22 protein-coding genes and 1 pseudogene are annotated in these 25,870 nt (G+C 72.0%); 8 read left to right on the forward strand and 15 right to left on the reverse strand.

Features of this window, described 5'->3' with window-relative positions; genetic code table 11:
* Position 1 precedes the first annotated feature (1 nt).
* Genes ACGFR9_RS13820 through ACGFR9_RS13830 form a run of 3 tightly spaced genes read right to left on the reverse strand, consistent with a single transcriptional unit; the run spans position 2 to position 1,364 of the window.
* Complete coding sequence (locus tag ACGFR9_RS13820; RefSeq protein WP_393206959.1) at positions 2–355, reverse strand: hypothetical protein; 354 nt, start codon at positions 353–355, stop codon at positions 2–4.
* The gene (locus ACGFR9_RS13825; protein ID WP_393206962.1) at positions 352–813 is read right to left on the reverse strand and encodes a prevent-host-death family protein; all 462 of its coding nucleotides are present in this window, start codon (positions 811–813) and stop codon (positions 352–354) included. Before ACGFR9_RS13825 ends, ACGFR9_RS13820 begins: the two co-directional genes overlap by 4 nt.
* A 32-nt stretch (positions 814–845) precedes the next feature.
* Complete coding sequence (locus ACGFR9_RS13830; protein ID WP_393206965.1) at positions 846–1,364, reverse strand: DUF2165 domain-containing protein; 519 nt, start codon at positions 1,362–1,364, stop codon at positions 846–848.
* An 86-nt stretch (positions 1,365–1,450) separates the two neighbouring features.
* Between ACGFR9_RS13830 and ACGFR9_RS13835 the strand changes: the two genes are divergently transcribed.
* Together ACGFR9_RS13835 and ACGFR9_RS13840 are read left to right on the forward strand one after the other, a co-directional pair.
* The gene (locus tag ACGFR9_RS13835) at positions 1,451–3,967 is read left to right on the forward strand and encodes a tetratricopeptide repeat protein (protein ID WP_393206968.1); all 2,517 of its coding nucleotides are present in this window, start codon (positions 1,451–1,453) and stop codon (positions 3,965–3,967) included.
* A 140-nt stretch (positions 3,968–4,107) separates the two neighbouring features.
* Complete coding sequence (locus ACGFR9_RS13840; protein WP_393206971.1) at positions 4,108–5,229, forward strand: ADP-ribosylglycohydrolase family protein; 1,122 nt, start codon at positions 4,108–4,110, stop codon at positions 5,227–5,229.
* Between the two features lie 107 nt (positions 5,230–5,336).
* On the opposite strand, the gene ACGFR9_RS13845 is transcribed toward ACGFR9_RS13840, so the two are convergent.
* The 3 genes from ACGFR9_RS13845 to ACGFR9_RS13855 form a co-directional block, all read right to left on the reverse strand.
* Positions 5,337–6,884, reverse strand: a complete 1,548-nt coding sequence (locus ACGFR9_RS13845; RefSeq protein WP_393206974.1) for a sodium:solute symporter family protein — start codon at positions 6,882–6,884, stop codon at positions 5,337–5,339.
* Positions 6,885–7,086: 202 nt separating this feature from the next.
* A complete protein-coding gene (locus ACGFR9_RS13850) occupies positions 7,087–8,952 on the reverse strand; it encodes an MFS transporter (protein ID WP_393206977.1) in 1,866 nt (621 codons plus the stop codon).
* A 112-nt stretch (positions 8,953–9,064) separates the two neighbouring features.
* Positions 9,065–11,611 carry a D-alanyl-D-alanine carboxypeptidase gene (locus ACGFR9_RS13855; protein WP_393206980.1) on the reverse strand — a complete coding sequence of 849 codons (2,547 nt, stop codon included), beginning with the start codon at positions 11,609–11,611 and terminating at the stop codon, positions 9,065–9,067.
* Positions 11,612–12,253: 642 nt separating this feature from the next.
* On the opposite strand from ACGFR9_RS13855, the gene ACGFR9_RS13860 reads away from it, so the two are divergent.
* The 3 genes from ACGFR9_RS13860 to ACGFR9_RS13870 all read left to right on the forward strand — a co-directional run bounded on the left by ACGFR9_RS13860 (position 12,254) and on the right by ACGFR9_RS13870 (position 14,553).
* The gene (locus tag ACGFR9_RS13860; RefSeq protein ID WP_030216080.1) at positions 12,254–13,009 is read left to right on the forward strand and encodes a GPP34 family phosphoprotein; all 756 of its coding nucleotides are present in this window, start codon (positions 12,254–12,256) and stop codon (positions 13,007–13,009) included.
* Between the two features lie 269 nt (positions 13,010–13,278).
* On the forward strand, positions 13,279–14,136 hold the full coding sequence (locus tag ACGFR9_RS13865) for a helix-turn-helix domain-containing protein (RefSeq protein WP_393206983.1): 858 nt from the start codon (positions 13,279–13,281) through the stop codon (positions 14,134–14,136).
* Between the two features lie 225 nt (positions 14,137–14,361).
* A complete protein-coding gene (locus ACGFR9_RS13870; RefSeq protein ID WP_030216084.1) occupies positions 14,362–14,553 on the forward strand; it encodes a DUF397 domain-containing protein in 192 nt (63 codons plus the stop codon).
* A 128-nt stretch (positions 14,554–14,681) separates the two neighbouring features.
* Here ACGFR9_RS13870 and ACGFR9_RS13875 read toward each other — a convergent pair whose 3' ends face one another.
* The 9 genes and pseudogenes from ACGFR9_RS13875 to ACGFR9_RS13915 form a co-directional block, all read right to left on the reverse strand.
* A complete protein-coding gene (locus ACGFR9_RS13875; protein ID WP_393206987.1) occupies positions 14,682–15,545 on the reverse strand; it encodes a MerR family transcriptional regulator in 864 nt (287 codons plus the stop codon).
* An 80-nt stretch (positions 15,546–15,625) separates the two neighbouring features.
* A complete protein-coding gene (locus ACGFR9_RS13880; RefSeq protein WP_393206990.1) occupies positions 15,626–16,135 on the reverse strand; it encodes a glutathione peroxidase in 510 nt (169 codons plus the stop codon).
* Between the two features lie 60 nt (positions 16,136–16,195).
* The gene (locus ACGFR9_RS13885) at positions 16,196–16,810 is read right to left on the reverse strand and encodes a nucleotidyl transferase AbiEii/AbiGii toxin family protein (RefSeq protein WP_393206993.1); all 615 of its coding nucleotides are present in this window, start codon (positions 16,808–16,810) and stop codon (positions 16,196–16,198) included.
* A complete protein-coding gene (locus ACGFR9_RS13890) occupies positions 16,758–18,392 on the reverse strand; it encodes an IS200/IS605 family accessory protein TnpB-related protein (protein WP_393206996.1) in 1,635 nt (544 codons plus the stop codon). The genes ACGFR9_RS13885 and ACGFR9_RS13890 overlap by 53 nt, the downstream gene beginning before the upstream one ends.
* Positions 18,385–18,958, reverse strand: a pseudogene (locus ACGFR9_RS13895) (IS607 family transposase). The gene ACGFR9_RS13890 and the pseudogene ACGFR9_RS13895 overlap by 8 nt, the downstream one beginning before the upstream one ends.
* A gap of 40 nt (positions 18,959–18,998) precedes the next feature.
* Positions 18,999–19,175: a hypothetical protein gene (locus ACGFR9_RS13900; RefSeq protein WP_393206999.1), complete on the reverse strand. Its 177-nt coding sequence runs from the start codon at positions 19,173–19,175 to the stop codon at positions 18,999–19,001.
* Positions 19,176–19,208: 33 nt separating this feature from the next.
* Entirely contained in the window at positions 19,209–20,585 is a 1,377-nt protein-coding gene (locus ACGFR9_RS13905) for an MFS transporter (protein WP_393207002.1), read from the reverse strand.
* Between the two features lie 2 nt (positions 20,586–20,587).
* Positions 20,588–21,508 carry an amidohydrolase family protein gene (locus ACGFR9_RS13910; RefSeq protein ID WP_393207005.1) on the reverse strand — a complete coding sequence of 307 codons (921 nt, stop codon included), beginning with the start codon at positions 21,506–21,508 and terminating at the stop codon, positions 20,588–20,590.
* Between the two features lie 52 nt (positions 21,509–21,560).
* Entirely contained in the window at positions 21,561–22,586 is a 1,026-nt protein-coding gene (locus tag ACGFR9_RS13915; RefSeq protein ID WP_393207008.1) for an amidohydrolase family protein, read from the reverse strand.
* A 208-nt stretch (positions 22,587–22,794) separates the two neighbouring features.
* On the opposite strand from ACGFR9_RS13915, the gene ACGFR9_RS13920 reads away from it, so the two are divergent.
* Genes ACGFR9_RS13920 through ACGFR9_RS13930 form a run of 3 tightly spaced genes read left to right on the forward strand, consistent with a single transcriptional unit; the run spans position 22,795 to position 25,869 of the window.
* Entirely contained in the window at positions 22,795–23,457 is a 663-nt protein-coding gene (locus ACGFR9_RS13920; protein ID WP_393207011.1) for a response regulator transcription factor, read from the forward strand.
* A 10-nt stretch (positions 23,458–23,467) separates the two neighbouring features.
* A complete protein-coding gene (locus ACGFR9_RS13925) occupies positions 23,468–24,880 on the forward strand; it encodes an ATP-binding protein (RefSeq protein WP_393207014.1) in 1,413 nt (470 codons plus the stop codon).
* Positions 24,877–25,869 (forward strand): TAXI family TRAP transporter solute-binding subunit, encoded by a 993-nt coding sequence (locus tag ACGFR9_RS13930; protein ID WP_393207017.1) that lies wholly within the window; start codon positions 24,877–24,879, stop codon positions 25,867–25,869. Before ACGFR9_RS13925 ends, ACGFR9_RS13930 begins: the two co-directional genes overlap by 4 nt.
* The last annotated feature ends 1 nt before the right edge of the window (position 25,870 follow it).

Below are 25,870 nucleotides of genomic sequence, written 5' to 3' on the forward strand. Positions count from 1 at the left end.
GCTACTCGGTGTCCTTCGGGTGACGAGTGGACGCGTACACGAAGTGCACGATGTGGCGTGCCTCGTCGACGAGGTAGCGGACACGGCCGCCCGCGGTCACCTCGTACTCCCACTGCGGGTACTCCTGCCCGCCGAGGGCTCCCGTGGCCAGCCGGCCACGGAGCCTGTGCTGACGGTCGGGGTCCGCCCGGGACAACGGGTCACGGCGCAGGGCTTCAAAGCAGCGGCGCGTGTTCCCCGGAGCGTCGGCACCCAGTTCGCCCCACCCTTTCGCTGCCTCGTTCGTCGAGAACCGCAGCCGCCATTCCCCGTCCACCGGCGGCGGGGCGACGTCGTCACCGCGTTTTGGGGTCACGGCGCCGTCACCTCGCCGTGGTCCTCGTCCGGCAGACGGCGGGTGAGGTGTGCCGTGAGTTCGGGATCGGCGAGGATACGGGCCGTGGCGCGCCATTCGACGATGATGCGGTGGAGGTTGCCGTGGACGTCCAGTTGGGCTGCGTCGTGAGTGGCGTCAATCAGTTCGACGACGAACTCCTTCAATTCCTCCGCCGACAAATGACGAACCCACGGGAAGACTGACGGCAGCGCGCGCAGTATGGCCCGCTCGCCGGCATCGCTGCGTACGAGGGCGGCGAGGAGGCGGGCGGTGATGTCCGCGGTCTCCTCGCGCTGCTGGTCATGGCGTGCGGTCGTCAGGTAGAGATCCTCGCCGTCGCGACGTGTGATGTGCACACGCTGAGCCCGGTCGAGTGTCGCGGCGACCTGCTTCGAATTCTTCGAAAGTTCGGAAAAGGCGACTGTGGGAGTGGGCACGTCTCGACGGTACTTCGGAACGTATTCCGAAGTCAATCGGTGAGGTGTCCGGACGGCCCGACCGGTCGATCCGGCAGGTGGTTGATCAGGAGGACCACTCCGCTGAGGACGAGGACACGGAGGGCCGCGTCCAGGCCGTTCCAGTTCTCCGACTGCCACATCGCGAACCATTCGCCGCCGATCGCCATGAAGCCGGCGCCGAACAGGAGCATGACCATCAGCAGGCCGTAGGTGGAGACGCGGCGGGCGTGGGCGTGGTCGGGGCGGGTCCAGAGCCAGGTGCCGTGGATCAGGAGCAGGGCGGAGGCGGTCTCCCAGATGATGATCACCACGTACGCGGTGTCCTGTAAGGCCTCGTTCGTGATCGCGCGCCACATCAGGTCGTCGTCCTTGAACGTGGTGTCCATCGCGAGGACATGGCGTACGAAGTCCCGGTTCGTCCCGAAGTCCGTGATGTTGCCGAAGGCGACCAGCGCCATGTAGAGGGCGACCGAGGCGGTGAGCAGCGTCGCGGCGAGGGACAGTGCGCCGCGTGAGGTTGTGGTGGGCATGGCGGTTCCATTCCCTGTACGACGGCCCCTACCCGGGGGAGTTGGGCCAGAATGAGGGCGTCGGGACTCGGTGAGGGGACGTACGCGTGGCGCAGGCACGGCTGTCGATGCAGCAGATCGTCCAGGCGCGCCGGCGCGCGGGACTGGTGGCCCGCAGTGCCGAACGCGAGGTGTTCCGGGGCAACTTCGACCTTCCGCCCGACGACGACCGGCATCGGTTCCTGTTCCATGTGCACGGCGACGCGGGCGTCGGGAAGACCTTCCTGGTCCGGGAGTTCGAGCAGATGGCGCGTGAGCGGGGCGCGTTGACGGCGTACGTCGACGAGAGCGCGGGCGGGGTGCCGGAGGCGCTGGCCGCGATCTGCCGTCAGGCCGCCGATCAGGGGCTGCGTTTCAAGGAGTTGGAGAAGCTGCTGGTCGCCCACCGCGAGCGGCGGCACGAGGCGGAACTGGCCGCGCTCGCCGCGCTCGACCCGGAGCCGGAGGGCGGGCCCTCGGCCGGAGGTCTGGCGCTCGCGCGGGCCGGGTTGGCCGGACTCGGGCTGATCCCGGGCGTCGGCGCGTTCACCACCGCCGTCGATCCCGCCCAACTCGCCCAGGGTGCCGACCGGTTGCGGGCCGGCCTCGGCGCACGCTTCCGCAGCCACGAGGACGTGCGGCTCGTGGTCTCCCCGGAGAGCGTCCTCACCCCGGCGCTGACGGAGGAACTCGCGGGCGCCGCCTCCTCCGTGCCGTGGATCGTCCTGTTCTTCGACACGTACGAGCGCACCGGCCCGTTCCTCGACCGCTGGCTGCACGACCTCATGACGACCGACCGCTACGGCGCCCTGCCCGCCAACGTCGTGATCGTGACCGCCGGCCAGCACCCCTTCGACACCGCCGTGTGGGGCGGCCTCTCCGACCTCGTGACCGTCGTACCGCTCGCCCCCTTCACCGACGCGGAGGCACGCAGCCTGCTCGCCGACCGGGGCGTCACCGCCGAGCCGGTCGTCACCGAGGTCCTGCGGCTCACCGGCGGCCTCCCGGTCCTGCTCTCCACCCTTGCCGGCACCCGGCCCACCGCACCCGACGACATCCCCGACCCGAGCGCGACCGCGCTGGACCGGTTCCTGAAGTGGGAGCGGGACCCCGCCCGCCGGGCCGCCGCCGTCTGGGGCGCGCTGCCGCGCTGGCTGGACGCGGACGTGTTCCGCGCGGCCGCCGACTGTCCGGAGGACCAGCGCGACGAACTGTACGACTGGCTGGGCGGACTGGCGTTCACCGACGGGCGCGCGGCGCGACTGCGCTACCACGACGTCGTCCGCGCCCCGATGCTGCGCTGGCAGCGCACCCGCTCACCGCGCGGCTGGGCCGAACGGCATCTGCGGCTGGCCGGGACGTTCCGCCGCTGGCGTGAGGAGAGCGAGGGCGGGCGGGACTCCGGTGAGCTGTGGGCGGACCGGGAGTGGCGGGAACTGCGGCTGGCCGAGTCGTACCACCTGCTGTGCGCCCGTGACACGCGGGCGCCGGGGACGGTGATCCGGGACCTGGCCGAGGCGTGCGAGCAGGGCGGGCCCGTGGCCGAGCGGTGGGTGCGGCTGCTCGGGGACGCGGGCCGGGACGCGGACTGGGCGATGGTGACCGGCTGGTGGCGGGAGCTGTCCGAGGCGCTCGCGCGGGGCGGCCCGGGAGCCGTACTGGACCGGATGCTGGACCAGGTGCCCGTACCGTCCGCCGGTCACCGGGCACCCGGTGGCCTCGCCTCCAGGGCCCGCCCCGGGCCGCGGGCGGTCAGCCACGACGACGCCGATCTGCTGGGGAGCCCGTGGCCGGGGGCCGTCACAGGCGTGGATCAGGGCGCCCACCCGGTCACGGCGGACGAGTGTGTCGCCCACGAGGAGCCGCCGGTCCCGGTGACCGGCGACATCGGCCTCGGCGCCGTGCTCTCCCCCTCGCTCGCGGCCCGGCTGCACCGGGACCGAGCCGTCCTCGCCGCCACCCGCGGCGACTACCGGGCCGCCGTCACCCACCTGCGGCAGGCGATCCGCCTGGCTCCCCGGAATGCCGGCTTCCGCGCCCTGAGCGGCGAGTACCACCGCGTCCTCGGGCTGCACTCGGCGGCGATCCGGGACCTGCGCGAGGCCGTCACCCTCACCCCCGGACACGCCTACGCCTGGGCCTCCCTCGGCGCCACCCGTCTCGCCCTCGGCGCCCCCGCCGCCGCGCTCATCGCCCTCGACCGCGCCCTGGAACTCGACCCCGACTACGGCTGGGCCCTCATCCGCCGCGCCCGGGTCTGGCGGGAACTCGGCGAGGCCGGACGCCGGCTCGCCGACCTGGACCGGGCCGTCGCCCTCCAGCCCGACTCGCCCTGGGCGCACTGCGAACGCGGCGACGCGCTCCGTGCCGCCGGACGCGACGAGGAGGCACTCGGCGCCTACGACCTCGCCCTCGCCCTCGATCCCGGGTACCGGTCGGCGTACGCGAGCCGGGGCGTGTCCCGCTTCAACCTCGGCCGCCCCGCCGACGCCCTGTCCGACCTGGACCGCGCCCTGGAGCTCGACCCCTCCTACACCTGGGCACGCACCCAGCGGGACATCGTCGTACGGCACCACCAGGGCTGAAATCCCACCGACCGGTTCTTTTCGGTCACCCGGTTCACATTCCTTACACTCCGCGTACCGAATCACCCCCTGAACCGACCGTCCCCGTTCGATTACAGTGCTGGGCGTCGTACGTGCGGACGGTGTGCCGGGAGGTCGTGGTGAGCGGTGGCGCCGGGGCCGTGTGGGGGCGCGGCGAGCAGCAGGACTTCCGCAGCCGGGTGCGCGGAACGCTGCTCGGGGCCGCCCTGGGGGACGCGCTGGGCGCGCCCGTCGACACCCTGACGACCGCAGCGATACGGGAGGCGCACGGCCAGGAGGGCCTCACCGGGCTCGCCACCGCCTACGGCCGGCGCGGCGCCGTCACCCACCACACCCAGCTCACCCTCTTCACCGTGGACGGTCTGATCCGCGCCCAGGTACGGCGCGACACCGGCGCCTGGCATCCGCCGACCGATCTGCACCGGGCGTATCTGCGCTGGGCCGCCACCCAGCGGGACTGGGGGCCGGACGAGCGGCGCAAGGACGACGGCTGGCTGGCCCGCGAGGAGTGGCTGTACGCCCGCCGGGAGCCCGTCCGCACCCTCCTGCTCGGGCTCGGCGACGACACCATGGGGACGCCTTCGGCGCCCAAGAACCCCGGTGAGGCCGGGCCGGAGGCCGCCGCCCGGTCCGCGCCGTTCGGGCTGCTCGTCGGCTGGGAGCCGCAGCTCGTCGTCCAGCTCGCCGTGGAGTGCGCGGCGCAGACGCACGGGCATCCGGTGGCGTACGGGGCGGCGGGCGCGTACGCGGTGATCGTGCACACGCTGGCGCGGGGCGAGACCCTGGACACGGCGGTGCAGCGGGCGCTCGCGCTGCTGGCCTCACGGCCGGGACACCAGCCGGTGTCGGACGCGCTCCAGCGTGCGCTGGGGGCGGTACGGCAGGGGATGCCGACACCGGAACGGGTCACGGAGCTGGTCGGGAACGCGACGGCGGAGGGAGTGCTCGCCGCCGCCGTGTACTGCGCGCTGGTGGGGGAGGACGTGCGGCAGGGGTTGTGTCTGGCGGTGAACCATGACGGGCCGAGTGCGGTGGCGGGGGCGTTGACCGGGGGGTTGCTGGGGGCGTTGCACGGGGAGACGGCTTTGCCGCCGGGGTGGCTGGCGGAGCTGGAGGGTCGTCCGACGGTGCTGGAGCTGGCCGACGACTTCGCGATGGAGATGACGCAGGGCGCCGCGCTGCACGGCCCCGCGGGTGCGTCGCCGGCATGGCTGGCGCGGTACCCGCGGGGCGGCGCGTGAGCGGTCCCACGCCGGAGGAGCTGAATTCAGCCCCTCCGGCGTTTGAGGAGCGGGGTCCGGGGCGGAGCCCCGGTTTCGGGACGGGAAGGGGCGGCGGGGGCGAAGAACTATCCCTGATCCCCCACCGGCGCGGCAGCCGGAACCGCCGCCGCGGACGAGTCGTCGTCCGTGTTCACCCGCTCGATGATCGCCATCCGCTCCGGCGTGTCCTCCGGCTTCACATACCCGATCACCACATACAGCACCAACGACACCGCCAGCGGAATCGACACCTGGTACTCCAGCGGCACCCCGCCGTCCACCGCCCAGTTGATCGGGTAGTTCACCAGCCAGAACGCCAGCAGCCCCAGCCCCCAGCTCGTCAGCGCCGCCGTGGGCCCGGAGCGGCGGAACGGCCGCAGCAGCCCCAGCATCATCGGGATCGCGATCGGCCCCATCAGCCCGGCCACCCACTTGATGACGACCGTGATGATGTCCTTGAAGGCGGGCGAGTTGACCTGCGTGGCCACCGCCATGGACAGGCCGAGGAAGACCACCGTCGTCACGCGCGCCGCGATCAGGCCCGACCGGTCGCCCCACAGCCGCGCCTTCTGCGACAGCACCGGCGCCACATCACGGGTGAAGACGGCCGCGATGGCGTTGGCGTCGGAGGAGCACATGGCCATCGTGTGGGAGAAGAAGCCGACGATGACGAGCCCCAGCAGACCGTGCGGCAGCAACTGCTCGGTCATCAGGGCGTAGGAGTCGGAGCCGTCCGGCTTCTGGGACTCCACCAGCAGGGGTGACATCCACATCGGGAAGAACAGGATCACCGGCCAGACCAGCCACAGCACCGCCGACAGCCGCGCCGAGCGCTCCGCCTCGCGGGCGTTGTGCGTGGCCATGTAGCGCTGGGCCTGGTTGAGCATGCCGCCGTTGTACTCGAACAGCTTGATGAACAGGAACGCCAGCAGGAAGATCGTGCCGTACGGCCCGACCAGCGGCTCCCCGTGGCCCTGGAGCTCGGGCTCGTCCCAGGCGCCGAAGAAGCCGCCGTGATCGCCGAGTTCGGCCACCACCGCAATGAACATCGCGATACCGGCCAGCAGTTGGATGATGAACTGGCCCAGCTCGGTCAGCGCGTCCGCCCACAGGCCGCCGATGGTGCAGTAGATCGCCGTGACGACACCGGTGATGAGGATGCCCTGGTTGAGGGAGACGCCGGTGAACACCGCCAGCAGGGTGGCGATGGCCGCCCACTTCGCGCCCACGTCCACGATCTTCAGCAGCATGCCGGACCAGGCCAGCGCCTGCTGTGTCTTCAGGTCGTAGCGGTTCTTCAGGTACTCCAGCGGTGAGGCCACATGGAGCCGGGAGCGCAGCCGGTTGATCCGCGGCGCGAACAGCTTCGACCCGATGGCGATGCCGAAGGCGATGGGGAACGACCAGGTGACGAAGGACGTCACGCCGTAGGTGTAGGCGATGCCGGCGTAGCCGGTGAACATCACCGCGCTGTACCCCGACATGTGGTGGGAGATGCCGGAGAGCCACCAGGGCATCTTGCCGCCGGCCGTGAAGAAGTCGCTGACGTTGTCCACCCGCTTGTGCGACCAGACACCGATGCCGACCATCACGGCGAAGTAGCCGATGAGCACCGCCCAGTCGAGACCGTTCATGGCCCCCCTTCCAGGGTCCGCCTTGTGAACTCCACTCAGCTGGTTGGCACTTCGCCTGAGCGGGGTAGGGACGAGGAAGTCCGCGAAGTGCCCGCTCATCGTGGGGGTGGTGGCGTGATCATGACAAGAAAGCGGAGGGTCAAGGGGAGGTAAAGATGTTCGACTAGCTGACCTCCGTTCATCGACATGAACGGCGGCGGGGTCAGCGCAGCTCGTCGGGGCAGGGAGTGCCCCGCTCCCCCCACTTGTACGGAGCCGCCAGGCGGTATGTCCCCGGCTCGGGCGCGAGCAGCGTCGTCCAGGTGTCGCCGTCCGCGTCCTCCTCCGTCTCCAGCAGGCAGCCGTGGACGTTCTCGTACGTCTTCGGCTCGCCCTCCGGCCGGTCCTCGGACTCCTGTGTCTCCTGCGGAGGGTCCAGCGGTGTGCCGTCGGCGTCGACGAGGCCCAGCCACGGCGAGTACGGGACCCGGATCAGGATCCGGCCCGCCTTCTCCACCCGCAGCGTCCACTCGCCCTGCTCGGCCCGCTCCACGACCGTGTTCGGCTCCGCCAGCGGCGCCGGGTCCTTCACCGCGAACAGCTGCCAGTTGGCGTCGCCCCAGATCTGCTCCAGATACGGCAGCCCGCGCTGCACCAGCTCCCGCTCCCGCTGGCCGCCGTCACCGTCCGGCTCGTCCTTCGGCAGCACGACGAAGTGCACGCCCCAGCGCTTCAGCCACTCGTTGTAGTTCGCCGAGTTGAGGGTGTCGTCGTAGAAGAGCGGGTTGCGCTGCATGTCGGCCTGCCGGTTCCAGCCCCGGGCGAGGTTGACGTACGGGGCGAGGGCGGAGGCCTCACGGTGCGAGGCGGCGGGGACGACCTCCACCCGGCCCCGCTCGGCGCCGACCTCCTGGAGCTCGTTCACCAGCGGCGCCAGTTCGCGCGCCCAGGACGCGCGGGGCGTGGTGTGCACGACGTCGTCGACCGACTTGAAGCCGATCCACCCGGTGAAGCCGACGATCGCGACGACGACCGCGTACCACTTGCGGGACTTCGGCACGGTGAACGGCAGCGCCGCCACCAGCGCCACCCCGCCGAACAGCATCGACAGCCGGGTCATGTTCGACCCGATCTGCGAGCTGATCAGCCAGACCAGCACGATCCCCAGCCCGTACACGGCGGACGTGATCCGTACGGTCTTCCAGTCCGCGGGGACCAGGACGTACACCAGGACCGAGTACAGCAGCGGCAGGATCACCGAGCCGATGCCCATCGGCTGGGTCCCCGAGAACGGGAAGAGCCACGCCGAGACCGCCACCACGGCGGTGGGCGCGAGCCCCAGCGCCCACGCGCCCGGCCGCCGCTTCTGCAGGAACAGGGCCACCGCGACCAGGCCCACGAACAGACCGGCGACCGGCGAGGCCATCGTGGCGAGCGCCGCCAGCGGGGCCGCGCACAGGGCCTTCGCCCAGCGCTTGTAGCGCCAGCGGTACGGCCAGCAGAAGACGACGGCGACCGCGCCCAGCGCGAACATCGTGCCGAGCCCGTACGTCACCCGGCCCGAGGCCGCGTTGCACAGCAGCGCGAAGACGCCCGCGAGGGCCGCCCACAGGGGGTTGCGCACCGACCGGCTGCGCATCAGCACCAGGGTCAGCAGGCCCGCCGACACGGTGCCCGCGATCATCATCGTGGTCCGCACCCCGAGGACCGACATCAGATACGGCGACACCACGCTGTACGACACCGGGTGCATACCGCCGTACCAGGCGAGGTTGTACGCGGAGTCCGGGTGCCGGCCGACGAACTCGGCCCACGCGTCCTGCGCGGCGAGATCGCCGCCACTGTTCGCGGACGTGAAGAACCAGACGATGTGCAGGACGCCGGAGAGCGCGGTCACGGACAGCACCGGATGCCGCAGCATGCGGGCGCGGACGGCGAGGACGGCGGTCATGAGGCGGCCGTGAACGCGGTCAGCGGCCTCGGGCGGCCGCGGCGTCCCGGACCGCCCGCTCGCGGGCGGCGGTATTCGCGGGCCGGAGCCCGGGTCCGGTTCGGCGTCGTCGGCGCGTGTCGGCTCCGCTGTGGCCACCTGAAGGCACTCCCCGTATCCCGTCTGCTTGCCCGTTTCGTGACGCTAGCACGCGGCCCGGCGGCCGTCGCCCGTGGTGGGCGGCGGCCGCCGGGTCCGTGCGGTGTCCGGATCAGGTCAGACGCGTCAGCCTGTCCCCGAAACCGGGCTCGACGAGGTCTTCCTGCAGTGCGACCGGCACCTTGACGGCACCGCTCGTGCCGTCGCCGACCGTGAGCGTGCCGACCTTCGTGCCGGCCTTCGCCGTGTGCGGCAGCTCCTCGCCGGTGAACGTCAGCTTCACCGACAGGCCCGCCCAGCCGACGGCCTTGACGTCCTCGGTGACGGCGACGGGCGTACGGCCGCCGAGACCGTCGTCCGCGTAACCGACGACGGTGCCCTTCTTCAGGATCGTCGCCGACTCCAGGACGTCCTGCGCGGCCCGGATCAGCTGGTCGCCCGCGGACAGCGCACCGGACAGGATGGTGTTGTCCACGCCGCCCTCGGGCTGGCGCACCACCGCGCCGATGATCCGGTGGGTCTCGCCGTCGACGTCCTTCTTCGCCGCGAAGGAGAGGTTGCCGAGCGCGGAGGTGGTCGTACCGGTCTTGATCCCGACCACGTTGTTGTGGCCGACCAGGCGGTTCCAGTTGCCGTGCTTCGTGCCCTTGTAGTCGATGTACTCCATCATCGCGGCGACCTCGCGGAAGGCGGGCTGCTTCATCGCGGCCTTGGCCAGCTTCACCTGGTCCACGGCGGTGCTCACGGTGGTGTTGTTCAGACCCGAGGGGTCCGTGTACGTCGTGTTCGTCATGCCAAGGTCCTTCGCGGCGGCGTTCATCTTCGCGACGAACGCCTTCTCCGAACCGGCGTCCCAGCGGGCCAGCAGCCGCGCCACGTTGTTCGCGGACGCGATCAGGATGGCCTCGAGCGCCTCCCGCTGGGAGATCTCGTCGCCCGCCGTGACGTTGACCGTCGACTCGTCACCGGCGTCGGACTGCTTCTCGGCGGTCGGGTCGACCTCGATCATCGGACCGTCGGCGCCGCTCTTCAGGTCGTGGTCGCGCAGGATCACGTACGCCGTCATGACCTTGGCGACACTGGCGATCGGCACGGGCTTCTGCTCGCCGGACGAACCGAAGGTGCCGATGCCGTCGACGTCCAGCGCGGCCTGCCCCTTCTCCGGCCACGGGATGTCGACCTTGCCGCCCTCGAAGGTGAAGCTGTCCTCGGCGGTCAGCTCCAGGGTGGGCGTCGGGAGCGGGCGGACGTTCTGTACGACGCCGAAGACGATCACCAGCAGCAGAACCAGTGGCGTCCAGATCTTGAGCCGCCGCACCGCCGTCCGCAGCGGGGTCTGCGGGGGCGGCGGGGTGTTGGTCAGCTCCGCCAGCAGATCCAGCGGCGGGCGGGGCGGCAGCGGCTGCTGTGTGGTCCGCTCGGGACCGACCTGGGGGAGCGAGGTGGTCGGGCCGGTGGGCGGTACGGGGGCAGCGGGCGGCTTACGGGCGCCGAGGTCCTCGTCCCGCTTCAGCGCCACGAACCTGCTGGTCCGCTCGGCCTCGGCGTCCGCCCGGCGGGCCGCGTCGCCCAGCTTGAGCGTGGTGGTGGGCTGATCCACGGCCGGCGCGGGGGCCCGTCCGGTCCGGAACACGGCGGTGGGCTGATCGACGGGCCCCTTGCCCTTCGGCCGGGCGCCCGCGTCATCGGACCCCCGGGCCCCGGGAACCCCGCCCCCCTCGCCGTCGGCGCGGGAAGCCGCGCCGCCCGCGCCGGCCTTGGCGGCGCCCCCGCGCTCGTCCTCGGCGCGGGACGCCCCGGCCGCGGGCTTCGGCGCGTCCGCGCCCGTGCCGGTTTGTACGGCGGGGCCCTTCGCGGCGCTCTTGGAGTCTGTGTCGGCCCGGGAGGCGGTGCCCTTGGGCGCGTCCGCGCCGGTCTGAGCGCCGCCGTGCCCGTCCTCGGCGCCGGACGCCCCGGCCTGCGGCGCGTCGGCACCGGTCTTCCGTACGGCGGGCACGTCCTCGGCGTGGGAGGCGTCGGCGGTGGCCGGGGCAGCGGACTGTGCGGCGCTCCCGCGCCGGCCCTCGGCACGGGACGCGTCGTCGTGCGCGGCGGTGTCGGGGCCGTCTTCGGTGCGGGACGCGTTGCCGGCGTCCGTCCCCGTGTCGGCCCCGGGGTTCTCCTGTTCGCCCTCGCTGCGGGACGCGCCGTCGGGGGAGTCCCCCGCGCTCTCCGACCTCGCGGTGGCAACCGCCCGCCCGGAGGCGTCCTCGCCCGCCGGGTCCGACCCGCGCTCGCCCTCGTCGCCGGAGGCACCCGTGGCCGTACCCGCCTCGGGCGTGCTCTCACGCTCCTCGCCGGGCTCCGCCTCCGCCGCACCCCGGTCGCCGAAGGCATCCCCCGCGGCCGAACCGGCCTCCCGCTCCCCGGCGCCGACCGCACCCTCCGAGGTGTCCCCGACGCCGGCGGAACCTCCCGAGGTGTCCTTGGTGCCGACCGCACCTCCGGGTGCGTCCCTGGTGTCGGCTGAACCCTCCGAGGTGTCCCCGGCGCCGGCGGAACCTCCCGAGGTGTCCTTGGTGCCGGCCGCACTTCCCGAAGCGTCCCCGGTGTCAGCCGAACCTCCGGAGGTGCCCTCGGTGTCGGCCGAACCTCCGGGTGCGTCCCTGGTGTCGGCCACACCTCCTGAAGCGTCCCTGGTGTCGGCTGAACCTCCCGAGGCGTCCCCGGTGTCGGCCGCACTTCCCGAGGCGTCCCCGGTGTCGGCCGAACCTCCCGAAGCGTCCCCGGCGTCAGCCGGGGCACCGGGGGCGTCAGCCGGGGCACCGGGGGCGTCAGCCGTCTCGTCGTCCGCCGGGCGGATCCACGTCGCCGCGGCCTCGCGCAGGCGGCCCGACTCCCCGTTCCCGCCGCCCGAGGGCGGCTCCTCGCGCACCGAGAGCACGCGGGTCGCCGTGTCGGGCGCCGCCTCGCGGCTCACTGCCAACCGGGGGTCCCGCTTCCCGGGAACCGGACCCGCGCTCCCCGACGTCGGTTCTGCCGACGACTCGCGCTGCTTCGACCTGTCGGGGGACTCGCCCGCCACCGATGCCTCCTCCATGCGCCGCACGCCCCGCGTGCGCCAACCGAACCGTGAACCGCCGCCCGTGACAACGCTCCGCAGCGCTGTCCGAACCATGTACCAGTGTCCTGTGTGCGGACTTCCCCCACGTGGTAGACGAGAACGACATACCTACTGGTTCCACTACGAAGTGGTCACGCACCCTCGACAGACCAATGTGAGAGGGGTCACCCTGTCAGACATCCACGCGGGGAGGCATGGATGGGCAGGAGCCGCAGAACACTTCCGGAAGAGCTTCTGCTGCTGGCATTGGACCCGACCACGGGTACCACTGCACAGCCGCAGTCGCTCGACCTCGGTCTGGCCGGAGCACAGCTAGTGGAGCTGGCGCTGGCCGGACGGATAGCCCCTGACGGGGATCGTATCGCCGTGGTGGTGCCACGGCCGACTGGAGACCCAACACTGGACTGCGCGTTGGAGTTGCTGCGAAGGCGCGGCGCTCCCGTACGGGCGGTCAACTGGATCGGCGGGCCGCGACTCGGGCTGCGCCAGACCTACCTCTCGCATCTGGAGCGGTGCGGCATGGTGCACGCCGTGGCCGGACAGATGTGCGGGGTGCTGCCGACGACTCGCTACCAGGCGACGGACACCGAGATCAGCCGGGAGATCAGGGCCCGGCTGGACTCCGCGATCCGCACCGGCGTCCCGCCGGACCCGCGGACCGCGGCGCTCGCCGCACTGGCGCACGCGGTGGGACTCGGCAAGCACCTGTACCCGGGGAACGAGGGACGCTCCTCGCGTTCCCGGTTGCGGGATCTGATCCGGCACGACCCGATGGGCGGACTCGTGGCGCACGCCGTGATGGACGTCCAGAACGGCGCCGCGGCCCAGCCGCGCCGCAGCCCCGCCCCGGCAGGCCGGCAGGCCCCCGCCGGCGGCCGGGGAGCACCGGAACCCGCCCGTGGTGTTCCGGCGCAACCGCACCGCGGATCCATGGCACGCGCCGCGGTGCACTAGCCGTACGGATCCAGGGCGGGCCAGACCCGGTCACGGGAGCCGCAGTCCGAGCGGGGCGGGGAGAACACACGGTTCTCCCCGCCCCGCTCGGCGCACCCGTGTCCGGCACCGGCACGCGTCAACACCCGTAAGTTCACCGGGACGTGGCGTGTGCTTGTCGTATATCCACCGTTTCCCAGCGGTAGGAAGCGCCTTGGTGGCAGTCTGCTCAACAGCAGACACGCAAAGTGGCAAGTAGTACTAGGCACGCAGCCGGAGGTGCACGTCCCGTGGCGTCCAATGTCAATCCCACCGTCAGGCGGCGCCGGCTGGGCCAGGAGCTGCGCCGGCTCCGCGAGGTCAAGGGCATGACCGCGGAGGAGGTGGCGGAGCGGCTGCTGGTGTCGCAGTCGAAGATCAGCCGCCTGGAGAACGGGCGGCGCAGCATCAGCCAGCGTGACGTCCGCGATCTGTGCGGGGTCTACGAGGTGGAGGACCAGCGGATCGTCGAGTCGCTGATGCAGATGGCCAAGGACTCGCGCCAGCAGGGCTGGTGGCACGCCTTCGGCGACATCCCGTACAGCGTCTACATCGGGCTGGAGACGGACGCGGAGTCGCTGCGCGTCTACGAGCCGCAGATCATCACCGGGCTGCTGCAGACCCGCGCGTACGCGGAGGCGATCGTGCAGGGCGGCTCGCCGGAGTCGTCGGAGCAGGACAACGACAAGCGGGTCGAGGTGCGGCTGCGCCGGCAGAGCCGGATCACCGCGGACCGGGAACCGCTGCGGCTGTGGGTGGTGCTGGACGAGGCGTCGCTGCACCGCGTCGTCGGGAGCCGGCAGGTGATGCGGGAACAGCTGGAGCACGTCATGGAGTTGTCCCAGCTGCCGCACATCACCGTGCAGGTGCTGCCGTTCGAGGTCGGCGCGCACGCCGGGATCAACGGGCAGTACTCCATCCTGGAGTTCGCCGACGCGGCCGACTCGAGCGTGGTCTACATCGAGGGCGTCACCAGCGACCTGTATCTGGAGAAGCCGCACGATGTGCAGAAGTACACGGTGATGTACGAGCATCTGCGGGCCCAGTCGCTGAACGTGGAGGCGTCCCGGCAGCGCGTGGAGCGCCTCGCGAAGGAGTACGCGCGCTGAACACCGCCCGTAGCGCGGCGGGATGATACACCGTTGGCAGGCAGGGCTGGAAGTATCCCCTGGTATATGCCACTCGGTCGAGTGAACGGCTCCTCCGAAAGAGGATGTTGGCGAGTAGCGTCGATCACGCCAACCACCAGTGAGGGTTGGCGAAATCCGGTCCCGGGCCCATGCCGGGGCACGCGGGCCGGTGACAGCGACTCAGCATCTGGCTACGGAGCGAACATGGCAATTCGTCTGGGCGCCACGGAAACGTGGACGACGTCCTCCTACACCAACAACAACGGCGCGTGCGTGATGGTCAGGTCGACCACCGAGGCGGCGCTGGAACTCGGGGACACCAAGGTCCCCGAGGGTCCGAAGCTGGCCTTCCCCGCGGACGCGTGGAACACCTTCGTGGCCTCGGTCAGGAACTGACCGGTCCGGCGAGCGCCCACCGGGCGTCACCGGACCCCGCAGGCGCACACCGACAGGGCCCTCTCGACCAGTCCGCCGTCCTAGCCGAGAGGGCTCGGCCGCGCCCTCTCGGCTCGGACCCGTTCTGCTCAGCCCGCCGCGCCGGTCACCGGGAAGGCCACGTCACACACCGGGTCCTCGGGGCCCGCGGCCTCCCAGTCGGCGAAGTACACCTCCCGGCAGGGGCCGGCCGGTGTCAGCCCCTTCGCCCTCACCCACTCCTCCACCGCCTCGAACGCGGCCAGGATCTGCGGATGCGCCACCTGCGCCTTGGTGATCCGGGTCCGGGCCAGCCGCTGGGCCGGCTCCACCCGTACGACCGTCCCCCTGGCCCGGCCCCGGCCCTCGGCCCAGGCACGCGCCGCCGCCTCGTCGGCGACCGGCACACAGGCCTCCGCGGGGCCGTCGCTCTCCATGGACACCTCCGCGTGATACGCCACGAACGGCGTTCCCGCAGCGCCCCCGCACTCCCCGGCAGCTTCCTCCAGCCGGCTCAGCGCGGCCCCGATCCACGGCGGCAACTCGTCCGCCAGCACATGCCGTGACTCGGTGATCAGCACCTGCGCCGGCACGTCCACCGTGTCGACCTCGAACTTCCCGTACATCTCGGAGTTCCTTCCCGACAGCCGTCCACGGAGGTACTCGGCGAGCGTCCGCTGCCCGGCGTGCCGCGTCTCGACGTCCGTCCAGTACGCGGCGAGCCGCTCGGCCGCCACGGCGCCGTCGGCCGTGTCGACGACCCCGGCGATCCGGGCCAGCGGCATGTCCAGCTGCCGCAGCAGCGCCACCAGCCGGGCCGCCTCCACCTGCCCGGCCCGGTAGTACCGGTAGCCGGTGGCCTCGTCGACCCGCGCCGGGGCCAGCAGCCCCAGCCGGTCGTACAGCCGCAGCGCCTTCGCCGACAGCCGTGCCCGTGCCGCGAACGCCCCGATGCCCAGCAGTTCCTCGTCCACGCCGACATCCTCCGTCGCCGGACGGCCTCTCCGCCCGACGACGGACACGCTCACCCCTGCCCCAGGGGCAAGGTCAACCGTCAGCCGACCGCCTTCTCCACCGCCGACACGACCTCCGCGGACTCCGGCTCGGTCTGCGGTGAGAACCGGGCCACGATCTCGCCGTCCCGCCCGATCAGGAACTTCTCGAAGTTCCAGCGGATGTCGCCGCTGTGCCCCTCGGCGTCCGCGAACCCGGTCAGCCGCTCGTACAGCGGGTGCCGTCCGTCCCCGTTCACCTCGACCTTCTCGGTCATCGGGAAGGTCACGCCGTACGTCGCCGAACAGAACTCGGCGATCTCCCCGGCGCTGCCCGGCTCCTGCCCGAGGAACTGGTTGCAGGGCACACCGAGCACGGTGAAGCCCTGCTCCGCGTACCGCTCGTGCAGCCGCTCCAGACCGGCGTACTGCGGGGTCAGGCCGCACTTGGAGGCCACGTTCACGACGAGCACGGCCCGCCCCGCGTACTGACCGAGCCCCGCGGGGCCACCGTTCAGCGCGTCGATCTCGACATCGAGGGGAGAGACACCGTTGTTCTTCGCAGTCGTCATGGGCGCGAGCCTAACCGCCGACCGGCCACGCGTACGAGAAGGACCCCGGCGGCCCCGGGATCAGTCCTCGTCGGGGTACTGCTCCGGGTCCTCCCCCTCCACCAGCCGTTCCGCGATGTCGTCGGCCCACGCCTGGGCCCAGCGGCGGAGCTCCGCGATCCCGGGGCCGTCCAGCCCGTGCGTCCGGAATCCGGCGTCGCCCAGCCACTCCGTGCCGGCCAGCCGGGACTGCAGCTCGGCGAGGTCGAAGGTGTCGGGGGCGTGACGGCGCCCGAGCTCCTCCAGCTCGGGGTGGCTCCAGCGGCGGGCGGCGGCGTGCACGTCGACCAGGTCACGGGGCAGTCCGCGATCGGCCAGCGCCCGTACCGTCGTACCGACGAGGTCCTCCAGGGACAGCACCGGACCGGCGTCCGTGCGCACCGCCGGACGCCACAGCGCCTCCTTACGCAGATCGACCCGCCACCGCGCGCCGGACACGGGATCCACGGCGACCAGCCGGGCGGCCAGCGGATCGGCGTCGACCCCGTCGACCGCCCACCCGCGTTCCGCGAGCCCTGCTTCCACCGCGCCGGCGATCTCCGCCATGGCCGCGGGATGCTCGGTGACCAGGTCCACACCGTTCCTAATCAGTGAGCAGGAGTGAGTCTTGGACCCGGGCCTGTGCACTGCGGACATCCCGAACGGTTCTGGATGTCCTGGTCTCCCGCTTTCGTTCTGTATCTGGCTGCACGGATCGTGTCCGTGGTCCGGGAATACGGGGGCGGGTTCCCTCACGCCTTGGGGTGCCCGGTCGGGCCTGGACGGTCCGATGCCCCGCACGATCACTCTGGTCGTGCGGGGGCGGTGCCGTCCGTCGCCGGATCGGGTGCCCTTGGGCGCGTCGTCCGATCGCGATGCTCGCGGCATCGTGACGGGTGGTCTTTCGGTTCTTGGTGGTGAGGGGCTTCTGCCAGTGCTGGGCGCCCCAGCGGCTGGTGTAGGCCGGGTCCACGGCGATGATCGCGATACCGGTCTGGTCGGCCATCGAGGTCAGGCGGGCGCGGAGCTTGCCGGTGGGGATGCCGGAGATGATCTGTCGGAAGCGGCGTCGGCGGCCGTGCTTCTCGCGGGTCTTCTCGGCGGTGAAGTCCAGGTCTTCGACGGCGATGGCCTTCACGCCACAAGTCTTGGCCCAGTTCAGCAGGCGTGTCAGGGCGTGGCGGACCTGGGCGTCGCGGTGGTCGGCGTTGCCGGACAGGTCGTAGGAGAAGCGGCGCGGTCGGCCGATCGGGTTGCCGTGGGCGTCGAGGCGCCAGGCGGCGAGGTGGTCGGCGTTGGTGTCGACACCGATGACCCCGTCGGTCAGGGCGGACTCGATCGGGATGGTCTTCGTCGGGGTGTACTGCCAGGACGCGGTGATGTACCAGCGGCCCCGGTCCACATCGAAGTGGATGCGGTACGCGACGGCCCGGTTGGCTTCGATGCGGTCGGCCCACTCGGGGCCGCGGTGCGGGAAGGAGACCTTGTACGCGAGGACGTACCGGCCACGGGGGGCGTTGGCCAGGTGAGCCAGCGGCGCGGGCAGCTTGATCGACACCTCCCCGTCCGGGGTGATACGGATCGTTTCGTTGCCGAATCGCTTCCCGCTCTCGCCGTCGGCGGCCAGGAACCAGCGCCCTGCCTCCCAGCGTTCCCGCCATTGTTCGGCGGTGAGCTGGGCGGCAGCCAGGTTGTGCCGGTTGCGGGCGAGTCGCCTGCCGCCCCGCACCACGTGCACGCGGCCGTGTCCACGGTCAGCGCGTTCGCGCTCCAGCCGGTCCTCCAGCACGCGCAGGCGGCGGGTCTTGTGGAACCACTCGCCCTCGGAACGGTAGCCGCCGGGTGCCTTCTTCGTGCCCTTCGCGCCGATCGGCTGCGACAGGCGGTGCGCGATCGTCTTGATCCCGGCTTCGAGATTCTGGATGTGCGCGAGCTGGCTGCGACGCGAGAGTGCCCACTGATCGTGAGTGGCTTTGGTGACAGCGCCGGCCCAGCGCGCCGACGACTGAGGCGTCAGCGAGCGTTTGCGTGCAGCCCACGTATCGGTGGAGTGTTCCAGACCATCCCGGCAGCGGGCCACGAGGTCCTTCGACGCGAGCGAACCCATGTGCACGCCGACCAGCCGAAGAACTTCCTCATCCACGGCCGTCAGGCGCTTGAGCCGGTCCCGGACCGCCACACCGGCGGGGCCGAGGGCCACGAACGACGGCACGATCTCGCGGAGTGCGGAGTCAGCCATGCTCGGCGGCCTCCAACGCCTTGCGGGCACGGTTCTTCGCCGACCGGCGGCCATACAGGCGGGCGCAGAACGACGTCAGCACCTCCACCATGTCCCGCACCAGGTCGTCTTCGACCTCGCCGTCATCCAGGACGACGAGACGGCGGTTGTGTGCGGACAGGGCAGCCTCGACGAGTTCGACGTATGCGGCCGAGCCGATCTTTGTGTTCCACGACCACGCAGGTCACGTCCGGATCGGCCAGCAGGCGACGGACCTTTGCGCGACTGCCGTTCATACCCGAGCCGATCTCGGACTCGACCCGGACGACCTTGCCACCCACCTTGGCCGCCCACGCGGCCAACCGGGCCAACTGCCGCTCCAGATCACCTTTCTGGTCATGTGAGGAGACACGGACATACAGCCCCAGGCCGCTTACCGCTTCCGGAGCGGTGCCGGCCTCGATGTTCACCAGGATCGTGCGCGACCCGACCCGCTGAGCCGGTACCGGCAACGTCCCCTCACGGAACCAGCGATACGCGGTCTGCGGATGCACGCCCTGCGTCTTCGCCCATTCCGTCAGATTCACACCCCGACAACGACACTCGCCCATGCATGGTTACGCTCACTTACTCGAACTCAAAGGCCAGCAGGTGAAGACCCCCGCTGCGCCGGGCCGCCACCAGCCCGTGCGCCCGTACGGCGTCACCCCCGGCCGGCATCAGGCCGTACGGCTCCCCGGCAAGGAGCAGCTCGGCCACCAGCCGCTCGTGTACGGCGTCCACGTCGACGGAGGGTGATCCCATGCCCCGATTATCGCGCCGGGAGCCGTTTGGAGGTCACCGCGCCGTCACCGCCTGCTGTTTCTCCTCCGAGAGGGCCGCGATCCGGGCCCGCCGGGTGCGCGGTCCGAAGACGGCCAGCACGATCGCCCCGGCCAGCCAGGTCCCGGCGATGAAGAAGAAGACACTGCGGTAGCCGTTGCTCTGGTAGAGCGCCGCGACGATCAGCGGACCGGCGGCGTTCGACAGCCGGCCCAGACCGTAGGAGACGCCGGTGCCCAGGGAGCGGGCACGGGTGTCGAACAGCTCGGGGGAGTAGGCGTAGGCGAGGGCCGTGTAGCCGCGCTCGAACATATTGACCAGGAAGCCGAACACGATGATCAGCACCGGGTTGAAGGTCAGCCCGTACAGCAGCCCGCACAGCGCGATGACCGTGCCGAACACGGCCAGGCTCCACTTGCGTTCGAAGCGGTCGGTGACCAGCGACGCGAGATACGAGCCCAGGGGCGCTCCGACGGTGGTGAGCGCCACGTAGAACACGGACTTCTCGACGCTGAAGCCCTCCTTGGCGAGCAGCGTGGGCGCCCAGCTGGAGTAGCCGAAGAAGCCGACGGTCTGCGTCACCCACAGCACCGTGAGCAGCAGCGTGGGGAGCAGGTACCTCTTCTGCAGCAGCAGGCGCACCGGCGTGCGGGTCGACGGGGTCTCCTCCACCGGGGGCGCCGGCTCGGGCAGCGGGCCCTTCTCCGCGGCGACGCTCGCCTCGATCTCCCGCAGCACCTCGTCGGCCTTGCCGTGCTCGCCCCGGCTCTCGTACCAGCGGGGCGACTCCTTCAGCCGCTTGGTGAAGAACACCAGCAGGATGCCGAGCGAGCCCCACAGGTAGACCAGCCGCCACGACCAGTCGCTCAGGGGCACGACCGCGCTGGCGATGAGGTTGGTGGCCGGGGTGCCGCAGATGCCGATGACGATGGCGTACGCCTGGAACTTGCCGCGCACGGCGGCCGGGTACATCTCGTTGACGTAGATGACGGCGACGACGGTCATCGCCGCCAGGCCCGCCGAGGTCAGTACGCGGAGCACGCCCAGCGACACGATGTCCCAGGCGAACACCGACGCGAACGAGAAGGCGCCGAACCACACGGTGGTCAGCATCAGCGTCCGTTTGCGGCCCCACCGGTCGGCCATCGCACCCGCGACGACCGAGCCGAGGAACATGCCGACGAACGACAGCGAGGTCACGTAGGCGACCTGGTCGATGGTGACGCCCCACAGTTTGATCAGCTTGGGCGCGGTCGTCGCAAACGTGTTGATGTCCGCGAACTCGAAGAAGTAGGCGAAGGACACGGCCACCAGGGTGACCTTGTGGAAGCGGCCGATCGGCAGTCGGTCGAGCCGGTTCAGCGCGTTGGCGTGGGTGAGTCGCTGCCCCATGTTCAGATCTCCTCGCCGGGCCAGTACAGCTTCATCGGGTTGTCGACCAGCAACCTGCGCCGCTGGTCCGCCGTGACCGCGATCCGCGGCACGTAGTCGACCAGGAGGCCGTCGTCGGGCATGTGGCCGGTGAGGTTGGGGTGGGGCCAGTCGGTGCCCCACAGCACCCGGTCGGGGAACTCCTCCACGACGCGGCGGCCGAAGGGGACGACGTCCGCGTACGGGTGCGGTTCGCCGTCCAGGGCGGCGGGCCCGGTCGCGCTGAGGCGTTCGGGGCACGTCACCTTGACCCAGACGTCACCGGTGCCGACGAAGCGCAGGAAGCGGGAGAACTCCGGGCCGTCCGCCGGACGGGTCACATCGGGGCGGCCCATGTGGTCCACCACCAGGGGGGTCGGCAGCGAGGCGAAGAAGTCCTCCAGGTCCGGCAGATCGGCGCTCTCGAAGTAGAGGACGACGTGCCAGCCCAGCGGGGCGACCTTGTCCGCGACGGCCCGCAGGTCGTCCCGGGGCGAGGCGTCCACCAGCCGCCGTACGAAGTTGAAACGCACCCCGCGCACACCCGCCGCGTGCAGATCGAGCAACTCGCCCTCGGTGACGTCCGGCCGGACGGAGGCGACACCGCGCGCCCGGCCGCCGGCCGCCCGTACGGCGTCCACCATCGCGGAGTTGTCGGTGCCGTGGCAGGTGGCCTGCACGATCACGGTGCGGGCGATGCCCAAGTGGTCGCGGAGCCGGAACAGTTGCTCCTTCCCGGCGTCGCAGGGCGTGTACTTGCGCTGCGGGGCGAAGGGGAACTCGGCCTGCGGGCCGAAGACATGGCAGTGGGCGTCGACGGCGCCGGGCGGGAGCCGGAAGGCGGGCTCGGACGGGCTGGGGTGCCAGTCGAGCCAGCCCGGCGTCTTGGGGGAGGCGGTGGGCATGGGTCTCCTCGGGGAAGGGGAAACGGGGGTGGGACGAGGGTTCTCGGGCCGCTCAGCGGCCCTGTCGCTTCAGCAGCGCGTCCAGGCGCGGGTACACGGCGCGGGCGTTGTGCTCCTGGACGGCGGCCAGGTCGGCGGCGGACAGCCTGGCCGCCTCGGTGTAGCGGCGGGTGTCGTCGAAGTGGTGGCCGCTGCACGGGTCGATGGCGCGGACGGCGCCGACCATCTCCGACGCGAAGAGGATGTTCCGGGCCGGCAGGACGTCGAACAGGAGGTCCGCGCCCGGCTGGTGGTACACGCAGGTGTCGAAGAAGACGTTGCCCAGGACGTGCTCCTCCAGCGGCGGCTTGCCGAGTGCCATCGCCAGGCCCCGGAACCGGCCCCAGTGGTAGGGCACCGCACCGCCGCCGTGCGGGATCACCAGGCGCAGGTCCGGGAAGTCGGCGAACAGATCACCCTGGACGAGCTGCATGAACGCCGTGGTGTCGGCGTTGAGGTAGTGCGCGCCGGTGGTGTGGAAGGCGGGGTTCACGCTGGTGCTGACGTGGATCATCGCCGGGATGCCGTACTCGGACATCTTCTCGTAGACCGGGTACCAGGAGCGGTCGGTGAGCGGCGGGGCGGTCCAGTGGCCGCCGGACGGATCGGGGTTCAGGTTGAGCGCGACGGCGCCGTACTCCTCGACACAGCGCACCAGTTCGGGGATACAGGTGGCGGGGTCGACGCCGGGCGACTGCGGGAGCATCGCGGCGGGGACGAAGCGCTCCGGGTACAACAGGCTGACGCGGTGACAGAGTTCGTTGCAGATCGCGGCCCACTCGGCGGAGGTCCGGAAGTCGCCGATGTGGTGCGCCATGAAGGAGGCGCGCGGCGAGAAGACCGTCAGGTCGATGCCGCGTTCGTCCATCAGCCTCAGCTGGTTCGCCTCGATGGTCTCGCGCAGCTCGTCGTCGCCGATCCGCAGGTCGGCGCGGGACGGAGCCAGGGCGGGATCGGCGAGCCCGGCGACCTGCCGGTCCCGCCAGGCGGCCAGGGCCGGCGGGGCGGTCGTGTAGTGGCCGTGACAGTCGATGATCATGGCTGGTTCCTCTGCTCCGGTACGTCGTCCTCGACCGCTGCAGCCTGGATCCGCCGGTCGGGGCGCGGGGAGACGACCGGGCACAGAACTAACCTCCCCTTAACATTCCGGCCCCGGGCGCCCCGGCCGCCCGCCGGGACCACCGCCGGGCGTGGTCTACATTCGGAAGCGGAGACTCCTCTACGAGGCCGGAGGGAGGTGAGCGGGGATGCAGATACTGCTGGCCGAGGACGACGACGGGGTGGCCGCGGCCCTCGTCGAGGTCCTCTACGACCACGGCCACGACACCCGCCGGGTCCGCCACGGCAGGGACGTCCTGACCTACCACCGCAGCGCCGACCTGCTCCTCCTCGACCTCGGCCTGCCCGACATCGACGGCCTGGACGTGCTGCGCGGACTGCGCGCGGTGAGCGACCTCTCCGTGCTGATCCTCACCGCGCGCGGTGACGAGCGCTCCGTGGTGCGGGGCCTGCGCCTCGGGGCCGACGACTACCTGGTCAAGCCGGTACGCCTGACCGAGCTGCTGGCCCGTATCGAGGCCGTCACCCGGCGCACCGCGCCCCGCCCCGCCGCCCCCGCCGCGCGCACGGTCCGCGCCGGTGACGTCGAGGTCGACCTCGACGCCCGCCGGGTCCGGGTGGACGGCGCCGAGGTCGATCTGACCGCGAAGGAGTTCGACGTCCTCGCCGCCCTGGCCGCACGGGCCGGTACGGCGGTCAGCCGGGAGCAGCTCCTGGACGAGGTGTGGGGCGACGCCCACCACGCCGTGTCCCGCTCCCTCGACGTCCACCTCACCCAGCTGCGCGCCAAGCTGGGCCGCCCCGGCCCGCTCACCACGATCCGCGGCTTCGGCTACCGCTTCGGGGACTGAGGGACGGCGCGTGCGTACCCGGGTCCAGACCGTGCTGCTGGTGTTCGGCATCCTCGTGGTCGCCGCGTTCGCGGTGCCGCTGCTGCTGTTCACCGCCTCCGACCGCACCCAGCAACTCGTCCTCGCCCGCAGCTCCGCCCTGGACCGCTTCGCCTCCCTCATGGACCAGGCCGCGGCGACCGGCGACACCTCCGCGGTCGTCGCCGAGGCCCGCCGCTACACCGAGCTCTACGGCGAACCGCTGGTCGTCACCGACGTCCGCCGGGTCCCCGTGGTCCAGACCGGCGGCATGCGGGCGGCGGACCCCGGCGTCGCCCCGCTGATCGACGCGGCCCTGCGCAACCAGACCGCCCATCCCCGGGGCCCCCTGCGCCCCTGGTCGCACGGCCACCGCACGTTCGCCGAGCCGGCCGGCACCGGCACCCGGGTCACCGGGGCCGTCGTCATGCGGGCGTCGGTGGAGACCGCCGCCCGGGACATCGCCCGCCGCTGGGCCGCCGTACTGGCCGGCACGGCCCTGGTCGCCCTCGCCTGCACGGCCCTCGCCCGGACCGCCACCCGCTGGGTGGTCAGCCCGCTGCGCCGGCTCGACCGGGCCGTGGGCCAGCTCGCCGCCGGGCTGCCGCCCGAGCAGACCAGCGCCGGGGGCCCGCCGGAGCTGCGCCAGCTGGCCACCGGCTTCAACCGGATGGCGAGCACCGTCACAGCGGCCCTGGAACAGCAGCGCCGGCTCGTCGCCGACACCTCCCATCAGATGCGCAACCCCATGGCCGCCCTCCGGCTCCGCGTCGACGCCCTGCACACCCATCTGCCCACCTCCGCCGACCGCACGTACAACGGCGTCACCGGCGAACTCGACCGTCTTGAGACCCTCCTCGACGACATGCTCGCCCTCGCCACCGCGGAGCACCGGGCCGGGGAGCTGACGGTGACCGACGGCACGGACGCCCGGTGCGACGCGGCCGAGGTCGCCCTCGCCCAGCACCGGCGGTGGCAGCCGGTCGCCCACCGTGCCGGACTCCGCCTCACCACCGACGCCCCCGCCGGCCCGCTCCCGGCCGCCTGCACCGGCCACGAACTCGCCCAGATCACGGACATCCTCCTGGACAACGCCATCAAGTACGCGCACGGCCCCGGCGGCAGCGTCACGCTCGACTGCGCCGTCGAGGGACCCTGCGTGGTGCTCACGGTCACGGACGACGGCCCCGGCCTGGACCCGGACGAGCTCGCCCAGGCCACCACCCGCTTCTGGCGCTCGACCCGGCGGACCGGTACGACGACCGGCACGGGACTGGGGCTGGCGATCGCCGAGCAACTCCTCACCGGACGCGGCGGCCGGCTGGAGCTCGGCCCCGCGCTCCCCCGGGGACTGCGGGCGAGGGCGGTCGTCCCACGCCCCTCGGACACCGGCGGCACGCCATGACCGGACTCCCCGGCCGCCGTACCGTACTGCGCACGGCCGCCGGCTCGGCGGCCGCCGTCGCCCTCGGCGGCGCACTCGCCGCCGACGCCTCCCGGCAGGACCCCGGACCGAGCGGCGTGCTGCGTCTGGCGACCGGTGAACCCACGGCGTTCTACGCGGCGTTCGGCCGGCTCCTCGCCGCCGAGATCGAACGCGCGCACCCCCGGCTGAGCTGCCGCGTCCGCACCACGGCGGGCAGCATCGCCAACATCGAACTGCTCCGGGACGGCCGGGCCGACCTCGCGCTCGTCCTCACCGACACCGCGCGTGCCGCCCGGGGCGACGGCCTCTTCGAGCGCCCGGTGCCGGTGCGGGCGCTCGGCAGGCTCTACGAGACCTACCTCCAGTTCGCCGTCCGCGCGGACTCCTCCGTGCGGACGGTCGCCGACCTCGCCGGGCACAAGGTGTCCCTCGGTGCCGTCGGATCGGGGGCGGCCCTCCTCGGCGAACGCGTCCTCGACGCCGCCGGCCTGTCGCCCGGCACCGACGTCCCCGTACTGCACCTGCGTCTCGCGGAGGCGGCCGAGGCGGTACGGACCGGCGCCGTCGAGGGGCTGCTGGTGGCCGGCGGTGTCCCCCTGACCACCCTCACCGGCCTCGACACCGACCCCGGACTGCGGTTCCTGCCGCTGGCCGGACTGCTGCCCCGGCTCGGCGGCCACGACGGACTGGCCGGCTCGGGACTGGAGGAGGTGCCGTTCCCGCAGGGCGCCTACCGGGGGGCGGGCGGTGTCGCCACCATCGGCGTGTCCAACCTGCTCGTGTGCCGTCCCGGCCTGGACCCCGCGGTCGCCGACGCGGTCACCCGCCTGCTGGTCCTGCGCGCGAGCGCCCTCGTCCCCGCCCGCGCCGTCGGCGCCCAGTTCCTCGACGTCCGCACCCTGATCGGCACCGGCAGCGTCCCCCTGCACCCCGGCGCGGTCTCGGCCTACCGCTCGCTGCACGGCTGAG

It is taken from the genome of Streptomyces sp. NPDC048584, assembly GCF_043199595.1.
Classification (GTDB): domain Bacteria; phylum Actinomycetota; class Actinomycetes; order Streptomycetales; family Streptomycetaceae; genus Streptomyces; species Streptomyces edwardsiae.

Coding starts and splice junctions, on each gene's coding strand:
- ACGFR9_RS13830 (WP_393206965.1), bottom strand. CDS start 1,364: ATGCCCACCACAACCTCACGCGGCGCACTGTCCCTCGCCGCGACGCTG.
- ACGFR9_RS13845 (WP_393206974.1), bottom strand. CDS start 6,884: ATGAACGGTCTCGACTGGGCGGTGCTCATCGGCTACTTCGCCGTGATG.
- ACGFR9_RS13860 (WP_030216080.1), top strand. CDS start 12,254: ATGGGCAGGAGCCGCAGAACACTTCCGGAAGAGCTTCTGCTGCTGGCA.
- ACGFR9_RS13870 (WP_030216084.1), top strand. CDS start 14,362: ATGGCAATTCGTCTGGGCGCCACGGAAACGTGGACGACGTCCTCCTAC.
- ACGFR9_RS13880 (WP_393206990.1), bottom strand. CDS start 16,135: ATGACGACTGCGAAGAACAACGGTGTCTCTCCCCTCGATGTCGAGATC.
- ACGFR9_RS13885 (WP_393206993.1), bottom strand. CDS start 16,810: ATGTCCGCAGTGCACAGGCCCGGGTCCAAGACTCACTCCTGCTCACTG.
- ACGFR9_RS13890 (WP_393206996.1), bottom strand. CDS start 18,392: ATGGCTGACTCCGCACTCCGCGAGATCGTGCCGTCGTTCGTGGCCCTC.
- ACGFR9_RS13900 (WP_393206999.1), bottom strand. CDS start 19,175: ATGGGATCACCCTCCGTCGACGTGGACGCCGTACACGAGCGGCTGGTG.
- ACGFR9_RS13905 (WP_393207002.1), bottom strand. CDS start 20,585: ATGGGGCAGCGACTCACCCACGCCAACGCGCTGAACCGGCTCGACCGA.
- ACGFR9_RS13910 (WP_393207005.1), bottom strand. CDS start 21,508: ATGCCCACCGCCTCCCCCAAGACGCCGGGCTGGCTCGACTGGCACCCC.
- ACGFR9_RS13915 (WP_393207008.1), bottom strand. CDS start 22,586: ATGATCATCGACTGTCACGGCCACTACACGACCGCCCCGCCGGCCCTG.
- ACGFR9_RS13920 (WP_393207011.1), top strand. CDS start 22,795: ATGCAGATACTGCTGGCCGAGGACGACGACGGGGTGGCCGCGGCCCTC.
- ACGFR9_RS13930 (WP_393207017.1), top strand. CDS start 24,877: ATGACCGGACTCCCCGGCCGCCGTACCGTACTGCGCACGGCCGCCGGC.